10 protein-coding genes are annotated in these 12,741 nt (G+C 70.5%); 7 read left to right on the top strand and 3 right to left on the bottom strand.

Annotation, left to right across the window (positions count from 1 at the left end):
- Positions 1-62 precede the first annotated feature (62 nt).
- Together QNA08_RS00270 and QNA08_RS00265 are read right to left on the bottom strand one after the other, a co-directional pair.
- Positions 63-1,226 (bottom strand): M20 aminoacylase family protein, encoded by a 1,164-nt coding sequence (locus tag QNA08_RS00270; RefSeq protein ID WP_283738689.1) that lies wholly within the window; start codon positions 1,224-1,226, stop codon positions 63-65.
- An 11-nt stretch (positions 1,227-1,237) separates the two neighbouring features.
- Positions 1,238-2,440 carry a diaminopropionate ammonia-lyase gene (locus QNA08_RS00265; RefSeq protein ID WP_283738688.1) on the bottom strand — a complete coding sequence of 401 codons (1,203 nt, stop codon included), beginning with the start codon at positions 2,438-2,440 and terminating at the stop codon, positions 1,238-1,240.
- A 108-nt stretch (positions 2,441-2,548) separates the two neighbouring features.
- On the opposite strand from QNA08_RS00265, the gene QNA08_RS00260 reads away from it, so the two are divergent.
- The 7 genes from QNA08_RS00260 to fhuF all read left to right on the top strand — a co-directional run bounded on the left by QNA08_RS00260 (position 2,549) and on the right by fhuF (position 11,388).
- The gene (locus tag QNA08_RS00260) at positions 2,549-3,034 is read left to right on the top strand and encodes an Lrp/AsnC family transcriptional regulator (protein ID WP_283738687.1); all 486 of its coding nucleotides are present in this window, start codon (positions 2,549-2,551) and stop codon (positions 3,032-3,034) included.
- Positions 3,035-3,397: 363 nt separating this feature from the next.
- Positions 3,398-3,904 carry a sigma-70 family RNA polymerase sigma factor gene (locus tag QNA08_RS00255; protein ID WP_283738686.1) on the top strand — a complete coding sequence of 169 codons (507 nt, stop codon included), beginning with the start codon at positions 3,398-3,400 and terminating at the stop codon, positions 3,902-3,904.
- Positions 3,905-3,971: 67 nt separating this feature from the next.
- Positions 3,972-5,051 (top strand): FecR family protein, encoded by a 1,080-nt coding sequence (locus QNA08_RS00250; RefSeq protein WP_283738685.1) that lies wholly within the window; start codon positions 3,972-3,974, stop codon positions 5,049-5,051.
- A gap of 298 nt (positions 5,052-5,349) precedes the next feature.
- Positions 5,350-7,671, top strand: coding sequence for a TonB-dependent siderophore receptor (locus QNA08_RS00245; RefSeq protein WP_283738684.1), 2,322 nt, complete (start codon positions 5,350-5,352; stop codon positions 7,669-7,671).
- Positions 7,672-7,736: 65 nt separating this feature from the next.
- Complete coding sequence (locus QNA08_RS00240; RefSeq protein ID WP_283738683.1) at positions 7,737-8,627, top strand: ABC transporter substrate-binding protein; 891 nt, start codon at positions 7,737-7,739, stop codon at positions 8,625-8,627.
- The gene (fhuB, locus tag QNA08_RS00235) at positions 8,620-10,638 is read left to right on the top strand and encodes a Fe(3+)-hydroxamate ABC transporter permease FhuB (protein ID WP_283738682.1); all 2,019 of its coding nucleotides are present in this window, start codon (positions 8,620-8,622) and stop codon (positions 10,636-10,638) included. The genes QNA08_RS00240 and fhuB overlap by 8 nt, the downstream gene beginning before the upstream one ends.
- A 3-nt stretch (positions 10,639-10,641) precedes the next feature.
- A complete protein-coding gene (fhuF, locus tag QNA08_RS00230; RefSeq protein WP_283738681.1) occupies positions 10,642-11,388 on the top strand; it encodes a siderophore-iron reductase FhuF in 747 nt (248 codons plus the stop codon).
- Here the strand turns inward: fhuF and QNA08_RS00225 are convergent.
- A complete protein-coding gene (locus QNA08_RS00225; protein ID WP_283738680.1) occupies positions 11,340-12,740 on the bottom strand; it encodes an MATE family efflux transporter in 1,401 nt (466 codons plus the stop codon). The genes fhuF and QNA08_RS00225 overlap by 49 nt on opposite strands.
- Position 12,741: the final 1 nt, after the last annotated feature.

Below are 12,741 nucleotides of genomic sequence, written 5' to 3'. Positions count from 1 at the left end.
AAGGGTTGCCGACAATCACCCGGCGCCCGATCGCCTTCGCGCAGACACCGAGGTCCCGAGGATCACGCCGGACGCAGCCGCCGGCGCGCGATCGCGGCATGGAAGCGCGCACCGTGGAGCAGGCCTTCGTCGTTGAAGTCGTAGGAGGGATTGTGCAGGGGGGCGCTCGCCTCGCCGTTGCCGAGGAAGGCGAAACATCCGGGCACATGCTCCAGGAACCGGGCGAAATCCTCCGAGCCGGTCATGGGCTCGCGGGCGGTCGTGACGTGCCCGGGCTCAAACACGGTCCGAGCTGCCGCGAAGGCTTCATCCACCAGGGCGGCATCATTCAGGAGCGGCACGAACTCGCGCGTGTAGGTGACCTCGGCCGCGACATTGTGGGTCAGCGCCGTCCCCTCGGCGATGATGCGCATATGCTTCTCGATCTCGGCGCTGATCTCGGACCTGAAGCTGCGGGCATCGCCAAGGATGCGCGCAAGCCCCGGGAGTGCGTTGCGCGTGCCATCGGTGATCAGCTCCGTCACCGAGACGACGCCGATGTCGGTCGGGCTCAGGCGGCGCGAGACGATGGTCTGGAGGTTCAACACGGTCGCGCAGGCGGCAACCAGCACCTCGTTGCCCCAATGGGGGCGGGCGGCATGCCCGCCGACGCCTTTCAGGACGATCTCGAAATTGTCCTCCGCCGACATGATCGGCCCTGTGCGGGTCTCGAAATGGCCAACCGGCAAGCCCGGCATGTTGTGCAGGCCGTAGATCTCGTCGAAGGGAAAACGCTCCATCAGCCCGTCGGCCAGCATGGCGAGCGCGCCCTTGCCCCATTCCTCGGCCGGCTGGAAGACGAAGCGAACGGTGCCGTCGAAGCCGCCTTCCTCGCAGAGGAGCTTCGCCGCCCCGAGCAGCATGGCGGTGTGCCCGTCATGTCCGCAGGCGTGCATGGTGCCGGAAATCCGTGAACGATAGTCCTGCGTTCCCTGCTCGGGGATGCGCAGCGCATCCATGTCGGCCCTGAGCGCGATCGCCCGGTTGCTGCTGCCGCGCTTCAGCGTGCCGACGACACCGGTGCCGCCCACGCCCTCGACCACCTCGTCGAGGCCGAATTCCCTGAGCTTCGCGGCGACGAAGGCGCTCGTGCGCTTCTCCTCGAACCCGAACTCGGGATGGGCGTGCAGATCGCGCGGCCAGGCGGTCATGTCCCGTTCGAGTGCCTGCAGATCGACTTCGGCCATGACGTTCTTCCCTATTCCGCGGCGAGCGGGGCGACGACATCGGCCGGCGCCATGCCGACGAGGGCGGCATAACGGCTGGGATCCGTCGCACCCTCGGTGTTGACGATGAAGACATGGGACTTCGCGTCGACAGCGAGCCTTGCCCTCATCGCGGGGTCCGCCGCGGCGCGCATGAGACCGGCGAGGCCTGCACCGCCGCTCTCGCCCGCTACGATGGCCGGATCATCTCCAACGGGTCGGGCAAGGCGGTTCATCGCCGCGACCGCATCCTCCTCGTCGACGGTCATGAACGCGTCTGCGACGCGCGACAGCACCCGCCAGGCGACGAGCGAGGGCTCGTAGCATTCGAGCATCGCCATGACCGTCGGCTCGCCATGGTCGATTCTGACCGGATGCCCTGCCCGCGCCGTCTCGAAGAGGCAGGCGGCCCGCGCCGGATCGACCACGATGAAGGTCGGACGCCGGTCGCCGAGCAGGATGGCGAGATGGCCGGCGATCGCAGCCGCGACGCCGCCGACGCCGGCCTGTACGAACACATGGGTTGGCGGTCCGGGGAGCTGGCGCAGGGCTTCGCGCACGATCGCGGTGTAGCCCTGCATGACCAGCCCGGGAATACGCTCGTAGCCGGGCCACGAGGTGTCGGAGACGACAGTCCAGCCCATCTCGGCGGAGGCGCGCGCCGCCTCGGCGACCGAGTCGTCATAGGTGCCCTCGACGCGGATCATCTGCGCGCCGAAGCGGGCGATGGCCGCCACACGCTCCCTGCTGACGCCGGAGTGGACGAAGATGGCAGCCCTGGCGCCGACAAGTCGTGCACCCTGAGCCACCGAGCGGCCGTGATTGCCATCCGTGGCACAAGCGACCGTCATCCCGGAGGCGATGGAGCGAACCTCGGGCGCGTGCAGTTCGACGAGGTCGACCGGCCGTCCGAGCCGGCGGCCGGCTTCCTCCAGCACGAGCCGGATGACCGCGTAGGAACCGCTCAGGGCCTTGAAGCTGCCGAGGCCCAGCCGGAAGCCTTCATCCTTGATATGGATCGTGCCCACGCCGAGTTCGGAGGCCAGGGCCGGCAGGGTGTGCAGAGGCGTCGGAGCATGGTTGTCGCGATAGGTGAGGTATCGCTCGACCTCCTCGGCAGCCTTCGTGCCCAATGTCTCGGCATCAACGGGATCAAGGGGCTTGCGGTAGTCGGGGTGCTCGTTGGTCAGAAACATCGCCGCCCTTTCGGCTGGGACGGAGAGAAGATATTGCAAGTTGCACGACAGGTACGCTCTGTTTTAGCCTGATGAATGCAAGATTTTTTCGTGCGTGCGGGGTCCGCCGTGTCCCGGTCTTCATCCTCGATCACTCTCGACGCCTTCGACCTCGCCATTCTGAACATCCTCCAGCGGGACAACTCCACGCCGCAGCGGGTGATCGGCGAGGCTGTCAATCTGTCAGCGCCGGCCGTCCAGCGCCGCATCCGCAGGATGGATGACGCCGGGGTCATCCAGGCCAATGTCGCAGTCATCGATCCGGCCGAGGTGGGGCAGCCGATCACCATCTTCGTCGAGGTCGAGCTCGAGAGCGAGCGCGCGGACCTGATCGATGCCGCCAAACGCGCGTTCACGGCCGCGCCCGAGGTTCAGCAGTGCTATTACGTCACCGGCGAAGCCGATTTCGTCCTGGTCGTCATCGTGCCGTCCATGGGCGCCTATGAGGCCCTGACGCGGCGCCTGTTCTTCGACAACGCCAACGTCAAGAAATTCCGCACCTTCGTTGCCATGGACCGGGTCAAGGTCGGGCTCACGGTTCCCCTGCCCCGATGACCGCGCGCCATCAGCCGTCCCGAAAGCCTCGACATGGGCGTGAGTGCGGGCCGGCCCCCGCTGCCTTGCGACGAACCGGCACACCCGCGGATCCACGATGGCGGCGGTGGCAGCCCTTCCCTGATCAGGGCGGTCCTTCAGGCCACGCCACGCCGTGCCCACTCACGCCGGGGCGAATGCAGTTCTCCTCCCCTGCAGCACCAAGAAATGCACGGCCCGCAGCGTCGAACTTGGAATGTTTATAATTACAAAACCTTGCAGTCCGGCATTTTCTACATTGTCATCTCAATATTTTCGTTGAGCAGGCCTCGTGCCGCGACTATAGACGGGCCACGATTGCAGACGAGGCGGCGACAACGCGCCATGCGGCACGACTCCGAGAAACTCGCCCTCTACATCACGCACCGCCCCGCCCTCATCAACTACGCAGCCCCCATTGTCGGCTGCCGTTCGCGGGCCGAGGACGTGGTGCAGGAGGCCTATCTGCGCTTCGTGCAGGTCACCCGGGACGAGAGGGTGCTGCAACCCGTGGCCTATCTTTACCGCATCGTGCGCAACCTCGCCGTCGACTGGGTGCGGCGCCTCGGGTCCGAAGTCAGACCGGACGTGGATTCCGCCGGCACCAATCCCATTGCCGCCGACACGCCCACGCCCGAGGAGGAGGTGCTCTACCGGGACGAGCTGCGCCGGCTGGCGGAGGCGCTGGCGGAACTGCCGGAGACAACACGCATCGCCTTCCAGATGCATCGCTTCGACGGCTGCACCCTGCAGGCCATCGCCGGCAGGCTCGGCATCTCGGTCGCCGGCGCCCATCGACTGGTGCGCGACGCCCTCGCCCACTGTGCCCGGCGCCTCGACGACACCGACTGACGGCCACCTTCGTCGCCTTGAAAAATTCGGCTCCTCGGAACGTCTCTAAGGAGATATGGGAGGGCAGGTGCCGTCCGGCGCTGCGAAGGGCGACAGGGACATGGCGGTTGCGCGCGACAAGGGGGATGACCCCGTTCTGGACCAGGCGCTGGACTGGCTGCTCGCCATTCAGGACGCGCCGGACGATGGCGATCTGCGCGCCGGCCGTGATGCCTGGATTGCCGAGAGCGAAGCGCACGCCCGCGCCTACCGCAAGGCCGAGAGGACCTGGCGTCTGACGGGCGAGTTGGCCGGGCGCGGCCTGGTGCAGCGTCCGACCACGGCTGACGGGATGGGTGGGGCCGTCCGGCCCGGGAACACGAGTGCAATCTCGTCGGAGCGTCGTCGCGGATCGGTCGGCGCCGCCCCCCCTTCTCGCCCGCGACGTCGGCCGGCGCCGCGCTGGGCAGCGGCGGCAACACTCGTGCTCGCCGCCGGCCTGCTGCTCGCCGGTGCTCCCGACCTCATGCGCCTGATCGCGGCGGACCACAGAACCGGTACGGCCGAGACCCGGCGGATCGCCCTGCCGGACGGCTCCGCCCTCACGCTCGATGCCCGGAGCGCCGTCGCGGTGGATTTCTCTGCCGCGGAGCGGCGGATCAGGCTGCTCGCGGGCGGGGCATTCTTCGACGTCCGTCCCGATGCGGCTCGGCCGTTCATCGTCGCGGCCGGGGAGGCGACCGCGACCGCCGTCGGCACCGCCTTCGAGGTGCAGGTCGGCCCACACCGGCTCAGCACGGCTGTTGCCGAGGGTGTCGTCCGCTTCGAGAGGCCGGGCAGCGGCGAGCGGCTCGCCGCCGGGGAGGAAATCGCCGTCGAGCTCGGATCGGGCGAGGAGCGGCGGCGGCGGCGCGATCCCGCGGAGGTCGCCGGCTGGCGGGAGGGGCGCCTCGTCGCCGAGGACGACGCCATCGCCGATGTCGTGCGCGAACTCGCGAACCACCATCACGGGTTCATCCTGACTTTGGACAGCCGGCTCGCCCGAAAGCGCGTCACCGGCATCTACGACCTCCGCCGGCCGATCGAGGCCCTGCGTGCCGTGGTGCAGCCATTCGGCGGCTCGGTGCGCGAGATCACGCCCTATCTCGTGCTTGTCGCCGGCCCCTGAGGCGCAAGCGCCCGAAGATCCCCCGCCTGAAAAATTCCTCGCCCTGATCCGTCTTTGTCAAGGAGCCGGCACCAGATGGCCGGCCGCGGACGGCGCATGGCTCGCGCCGCAGGTGAAGAGGTGACGATCGATGGGGCGTGAGGTGATTGGTCCGGGCTCACAGACAGCTTTCCTGCGCGGGCCCGGCGGGAGGCGTTCGGCTTGGCTCGCAGCGACGGCGCTCGCCGCGGTGGTCTCTTGCCCGGCGCTGGCGCAGACGACGGCCCCCTCCCCGGCCGGCACCGGCGCAAACCCGGCCGTGGCCGGCACGACGGTCGACTTCGACATCCCCGCCCAGCCGCTGGCGCGCGCACTCGCCGCCTTCGGCCGTCAATCCGGCCTGCAGGTCAGTGCCCCTGCGGATGCTGTGGCCGGGCTGCGCGCGGCAGCCGTGCGCGGGGCCCTTCGGCCGGACGAGGCCCTGCGCCGCCTGCTGGCCGGCACCGGCGCGAGCTATCGCCAGGCGGGCGGCACGGTGACCATCACCCGCGGGCCGACCGTGGATGCCGCCCCGGCGGCGGACCGCGCCATCCTGCTCGACACCGTGACGGTGGACGCGCGCGCCGAGAACGCCTGGGGGCCCGTTGACGGCTATGTCGCCAGCCGCACGGCCACGGGTTCCAAGACCGATACGCCGATCATCGAGGTGCCGCAGTCCATTTCCGTCGTGACGCGCGACCGGGTCGAAGCGCAGAAGGCACAGACGGTGCCGGAGGCGCTGCGCTACACCTCGGGCGTCCTGACCCAGCCATGGGGGCTCGATCCGCGCTTCGACCAGTTCAAGGTGCGCGGCTTCGAGATCACCTCCATCGGCGTCTACCGCGACGGCATGCGCATGCCGACGGTCGGCATGATGAGCTGGGCCTACGATCCCTATGGCGTCGAGCGCATCGAGGTGCTGCGCGGCCCCTCCTCGGTGCTCTACGGTGCGGCGTCCCCGGGCGGCCTCGTCAACCTCGTCACCAAGCGCCCGCCGAGCGAGCGCATGGGCGAGGTCGAGATCTCGGGTGGCAGCTATTCCAACAAGCAGATCAGCGCCGACCTTGGCGGCCCGATCGACAAGGACGGCATCTGGTCCTACCGCTTCACCGGCCTCCTCCGCGATTCCGACACGCAGGTCGACTACGTCCGCAACGACCGCTCCTTCGCGGCCCCGGCGCTGACCTGGCGACCGAGCGCCGACACGTCCCTGACCCTGTTCGCGAGCTACCAGAAGGACCGGACGTCTTCCTACGGCACGCTGCCCGCCCTCGGTACGCGTTTCGCCAATCCCAACGGCAAGATCGCGCGCAGCCTCTTCATCGGCGATCCCAATTTCGATCGGGTCGACCGCACGGCCTATTCGATCGGCTATGCCTTCGAGCACCGTTTCGACGACGTGTGGACCGTACGTCAGAACCTCCGCTACGGCTATCTTGAGGCCGACCAGGCGGTGCTCTACGGCGCGTCGCTGCGCCCGGACCTGCGGACGATGGACCGTGCGTCCTTCACCGTCGACGGCAAGCTGCGCTCGTTCAACGTGGACAACCAGGTCCAGGCGTCCTTCGACACGGGGCCGCTGCGGCACACGATGCTCTTTGGCCTCGACTATCAGCGCATGTCGGCCCGCAGCATCCAGGGCTACTCGGACTCGACCTTCGACCCAGGCGTGCCGACGCTCGACCTCTTCAGCCCGGTCTACGGCCGTTCCGTGGCCTTGCCGCCGATCTACCAGAACGACGAGCAGAACCTGTCGCAGCTCGGCCTCTACGCGCAGGACCAGCTCAAGTTCGACAAGTGGATCCTCACGGCCGGCCTGCGGCAGGACTGGGTGGAAAACAAGCTGAAGAACTACATCGGCCGGAGCGTCCGCACCCAGGACGACCGCAAGCTTACCTACCGCATCGGCCTGGGCTACGAGTTCGACATGGGCCTCGTGCCCTATGCCGCCTATTCCACCTCCTTCGAGCCCGTGGCCGGCACGGACAGGCTCGGGGCCGCCTTCAAGCCCACCACGGGCGAGCAGGTCGAGGTCGGCCTCAAGTACCAGCCCGCCGGCATGCGCAGCCTCGTGACGCTCGCCCTCTTCGACCTCAAGCAGAAGAATACCCTGACGGCGGACCCCCTCAGCCCCTTCAACAGCATCCAGACCGGCGAGACGCGCGCCCGCGGCGTCGAGGTGGAGGGCGTGGCGAGCCTCATGGACGGGCTCGATCTCATCGCCACCTACACCTACACCGATGCCGAGATCAGCAAGGATACCAACACGGCCATCGTCGGCAATGTGCCAGCGGTGACCCCTCGGCACATGGCGTCCGGGTGGCTGGACTACACGCTCCAGAGCGGCCCGCTGAAGGGGCTCGGGTTTGGCGGCGGCGTCCGCTATGTCGGCGCGAGCTACGCGGACAACGCCAACTCGTTCAGGAACGAGGCCTTCACCCTCGTCGATGCAGCGATCCACTACGAGTGGCAGAACTGGCGTCTGGCGGTCAATGCGAAGAATCTCTTCGACAAGGCCTATGTCATCTGCAACGGCGGTGACCTGAACTGCATCTACGGCCCCGGCCGCAGCCTCATCGCGTCGCTGCGCTACCGCTGGTGAGCGCGACGGAGGCCGCTGCGGCCATGCTGCCGATGTCCGCGTGTTCGCGCCGCGGTGATCGCGTCGTGCCGCGTCTTCTTCCCGCCTTCGCCGGCCTCCTCCTGCTCGCGGCGGCCGCCCTGCCCGCCGCCGGGCAGGACGCGGCACCGCGAGCCCGGCGCATCGTTGCGCTCGACTGGGGGCTGGCGGAGACGCTCATCGCCCTCGGCATCCCGCCCATCGGCGTTCCTGAGACGCGCAGCTACGCCGACTGGGTGGTCGCTCCTCCGCTGCCCGCCGGGGTGGCGGAAGTCGGCCTGCGGCTCGAACCCAATCCGGAGATCCTGCAGCAGCTCGCGCCCGACCTCATCCTGACCATCGCCGAACACGAGGCTATCCGCCCCCTGCTCGCGCGCATCGCCCCCACCCTGGCGCTGCCGATCTACGGCCCGGAGGGGCGCCCATACGACCGCGCAGTGGCCGCGACGGGCCGCCTCGCCCGCCTCACTGGCCGCGAGGCGCAGGGCGAGGCACTGATCGCAACCGCCGAAACGGTGATGGCGCGTGCGCGCGCACGGTTCGCCGGAAGCGGCGATGGGCGCTCCGTCTATGTCGTGAGCTTCCTCGACGGGCGACATGTGCGGGTCTACGGCAAGGGCGGCCTGTTCCAGGACGTGCTCGACAGGCTCGGTCTGCGCAACGCCTGGCAGGGTGAGACAAATGGCTGGGGCTTTGCCACCATCGGCATCGAGCGGCTCGCGGATGATCCCGACGCGAGCCTCATCGTCCTCGAGCCGCTCCCGCACGACGCGCAGCGGACTTTTCGCGGCAGCCGGCTCTGGCGCAATCTGCCCTTCGTGCGGGCCGGGCGCGTCCACAGGCTGCCGCCCGTGCTCATGTTCGGCACCCTCCCGGCCGCCGTGCGCTTTGCCGAACTGCTGACCGCCACTCTCCTGGGGGAGGCCCCCCATGAATGAGGCGCGCGCCGTCCCGGCCAGGCCGGCCATCGGGGGATGGCCGCTGCGCCATCCGGCGTGGTGCGTCGGTGCTCTCTGCCTCGCGGCCGCGGCCCTCAGCCTCGATGCGCTCGCCGCGCGGCTCCCGCCGGCGCTTTGGATCCGGGCAACCCTGTCGCCCGACCTCGCCGACATGCGCCAGGTCGTCGTGCGCGAGAGCTTCCTGCCGCGGCTCGTCGTCAGCCTCCTCTGCGGGGCGGCGCTCGGGCTCGCCGGCACCATCTTCCAGCACGTCCTGCGCAATCCGCTCGCCTCGTCGACCACGCTCGGCGTATCGGCAGGGGCGAAGGTCGCGCTCGCCGTCGTCGGCCTGTGGCTCCCCGCCCTGCTCGAGGAGGGTGGCGAATGGGTGGCGCTCGCCGGGTCGACGGCCGCGTTCCTGCTCGTCCTCGGCATCGCCTCAAACCGCGGGCTCGCGCCCCTGTCCGTGGTGCTGGCCGGAATGGCGGTGAGCTTCGCGGCGAGCACGGGCGCCGCGGCGCTGATGCTCTTCAACGAGCACTATCTCACAGGCCTCTTCCTGTGGGGCGGCGGCTCGCTGAGCCAGCAGGACTGGTCGGCCGTCCTGTTCCTCGCCCCGCGCCTCGCTGCTGCCGCGCTGCTCGCGGGTCTCATGATCCGGCCTCTCTCGCTGATGGGGCTCGGCGATGTGCAGGCGCGCAGTCTCGGCCTCGGTCTCGGGTGGGCGCGGCTCGTGCTCCTCGCGACGGCGGTCACGGTCGCGGCCTCGGTGGTGAGCGCCGTGGGCGTCATCGGTTTCGTCGATCTCGCCGCGCCGACCCTGGTCGGCCTCCTGGGCGCGCGCCGCCTGCAGGACCGCCTCGTCTGGGCGCCGCTCGCCGGCGCCGCCCTCCTCTGGCTCACGGACCAGCTGGTGCTGCGCTGGTCCGGCATCTATGGCGAGATGGTACCGACGGGGGCGGTCACGGCCCTCCTCGGCGCGCCCCTGCTCCTGTTCCTTCTGCCACGCCTCGCCGTGGCCGCCGCGCCGCCGCGCGGGGCGCTCACGCCTCCGGCCAGGGCCGCCCGACGGCCGTGGACCCTGACCGGCACCTTCGCGGCGATCGCCGTCCTCGCCCTCGCCGCGGCACTCGCGGTCGGCCGCGGTCCGGACGGCGTCACCGTGTCCGGCCCGAGCGACATTGCCGCGCTTCTGCCCTGGCGGGCGCCGCGCCTCGCCGCGGCCTTCGCCGCCGGCGCCATGCTGGCTGCCGCCGGGGTGCTGATGCAGCGGCTCACCGCCAATGCCATGGCGAGCCCGGAGGTGCTCGGCATCTCCACCGGGGCGGCGCTCGGTCTCCTCGCGCTTCTTCTGCTGGTGCCGGGCGCAGGCCGCGCCATCACCGTGCCCGCGGGGGCGGCCGGGGCCTTCCTCGCGCTGGCCGCCATCCTGTCGCTGGCGCGCAGCAGCGCCTTTTCGCCGGAGCGGGTGCTGATCGCCGGCATCGCCCTCGGCGCATTCTTCGACGCGCTCGTCGTCGCCCTCATGGCGGCGGGCGATCCGCGGGCGCAGATGCTGCTCAACTGGCTGGTCGGCTCCACCTACCGCGTGAGCGCGACGGATGCGTTCGCCACGGCGGGCATCGCCGCGGGGCTGCTCGCCACCCTGCCCCTGCTCGCGCGCTGGCTCGATATCCTGCCGCTCGGGGCGGGCACGGCCCGGGCGCTCGGCGTCTCCCTCGGCGCGAGCCGCCTCGCGGTCCTCCTCTTCGCCGCGGTCGCGACGGCGACGGCGACGCTCGTCATCGGACCGCTGAGCTTCGTCGGCCTTGTATCCCCGCACCTTGCCCGGCTCGCCGGCCTCGCCCGCGGGCTTCCCCAGGCCGTGGGCGCCGCTCTGATCGGCGGCACCGTCATGGCCGAGGCCGATTGGCTCGGCCGCATGCTCTCCAGCACGAGTGCCATGCCGGCTGGTCTGATGGCGGCGCTCGTCGGCACGCCCTGCCTGCTCTGGCTCCTGCGCAGGAGATGAACCGTGCAGGCCATCGCGACAGCTCCCTGCGCCTCACCCTCCGCCCTGCCTCGCAACCTCGCGGCCGTCATGGGCGGCGCGCTCGCGCCATGCGCGGCGACGCTGGTCCTGCCCGATGATCCGCGCCCGGCGATCGGCTGCGCCGACCTCCTCGAACCGGCGTTGCTCGGCGAAACCATCGCCCGCTTCGGCGCGGCCTTTCCCGGCGGGGATCGGCGCGCCGTCGCGTCGCTCTGGTCCCAGTGGTACTTCGGCGCCCTGATGCCGCCCGTGGTCGCCGCCGCGCTGCTGCTCGGCCGGGACCTGCCGGTCGCCCTGGCGGGCATGCACGTCATCCTCACGCCGGACGCCACGCCCGCCGCCATGCGCATTCCGCATGAGGGCGCGACCTGCGCAGGGGATGATGCCGTCACACGTCTCGAGCCGCTCGTGTGGGAGCATCTCGCGCCCGCCGTCGACGGCCTTGCGGCCTGTGCCCGCCTGGCACCGCGGGTGCTGTGGAGCAACGCCGCCTCGCTCTACGCCTGGATCGTCGCCGAGATCGCCCACGACCCGAGCGTCCCGGCCGCGGTCGTCGCCGGAGCGGAGGCCGTGATGTTGCGGCATCACTGGCCGGACGGCCGGCGCAATCCCCTGCACGCTCCCCCGCGGACCGCAGGGGAAAGGCGGCGGCGCGTCTGCTGCCTGCGCTACCTCTTGCCTCAGCTCGCGCGTTGCAGCACCTGCCCGCTCACGGCCGACGTGATCTGAGCGCCGTCAGCCCGACGCTCGAGGGCGAGCATCTCCCGCAGGAGGAGGAAGGCGGCCAGCACGCTGGAGAGACCGGACGCGATCGCCGGGGCGGCAATGAGGCCGTCGAGGCCCCAGAACCGCGGCAGCACCAGGACGAGCGGCAGGAGGAGATAGCCCTGCGGGGCGAGCGTGACGAGGGCTGCGAGGCGAGCCCGGCCCGTCGCCCTGAGAAGGGCGACGAGCACCATCTGCAGACCGTGGAAGGCGAAGAACAGATGGACGGCGACGAGCGCCCGGCCGGCAACCGCCCGCACACCGGCATCGGCCGTGAACAGGGCGACGACCGGTCCGGCCGCCGCCGTCATCACCCCGGCATAGGCGAGCGCGAAGCCCGTCGTGACGAGCGCCATGAAGCGCGCCGCCCGCCTGACACGGACGTGGTCGCCGGTGCCCCAGCCGTAGCCGAGCACCCCTTGCGCGCCGAGGCAGAAGCCGGCAATGGGCAGCGTGCCGGCGGCAAGGAGCCGCAGGGCGATGCCGAGGCCCGCGACGCTCGCCTCGCCATAGGCGCCAGCCGTGCGGTAGACGAGCATGAGGGCCGCGGCCGCCACGACGCTTGCGAGCCCCGCCGGGGCGCCGACCGCGAGGATCGCCTGCAACGATCCGCGGCCTGAGGCGAGAGAACGCGGGCGGATGCGCACCCTGCCGAAACCGCCGGCGAAATAGACGAGCCAGGCCGTCATCACCAGCGCCTGGGCGGTGAGGGTCGCGGCGGCCGCGCCCGCGACGCCCCAGTCGAAGACGAAGAGGAACAGAGGGTCGAGCGCGATGTTGAGCGCAAAACAGACGATCAGCGTCCACATGCTGAAGCGTGTGTTGCCCTCCGCAATGGCGATGAAATCGGCCAGGATCTGCAGGAGCGTCAGGCCCGTCCCGAGGACGAGAAGGCCCGCATAGGCGCGTGCCGGTGCCAGTGCCGCGGGGGTGGTGCCGAAGGCCAGCAGGATGGGATCGAGCGCCGGCAGGACGAGCGCCGTCGCCACGAGGCCGACGGCGACGGCAAGCGCCACCGCGCGCGTCGCCGCGCCGTTGGCATCGTCGCCCCGTCCCGCCCCGAGCAGGCGCGACACGAGGGCCGCCGTCCCGATGCCGATCGCCTCGCCCAGGGCTGCCAAGAGGATGGCAAGCGGGAAGACGAAGCTGACCGCGGCCACCGCATCCGGTCCGAGCATGCCCAGGAAGGCGGCATTGGCGAGATGGTGCAGGGCGCTGATCGACAGGCCGGCGACCGACGGCAGGGCAAGCCGCAGAACGAGCCGGGATACGTCGGGAGCGCCGAGATCGAGCGGCGCGGACAGGAAGCGGCGCATC

The sequence above is a fragment of the Chelatococcus albus genome (genome assembly GCF_030067675.1).
In the GTDB taxonomy this organism is placed as follows: domain Bacteria; phylum Pseudomonadota; class Alphaproteobacteria; order Rhizobiales; family Beijerinckiaceae; genus Chelatococcus_A; species Chelatococcus_A albus.
Note: the sequence above shows the minus strand (reverse complement) of the source record. Positions and strands in the feature narration are given on the sequence as shown.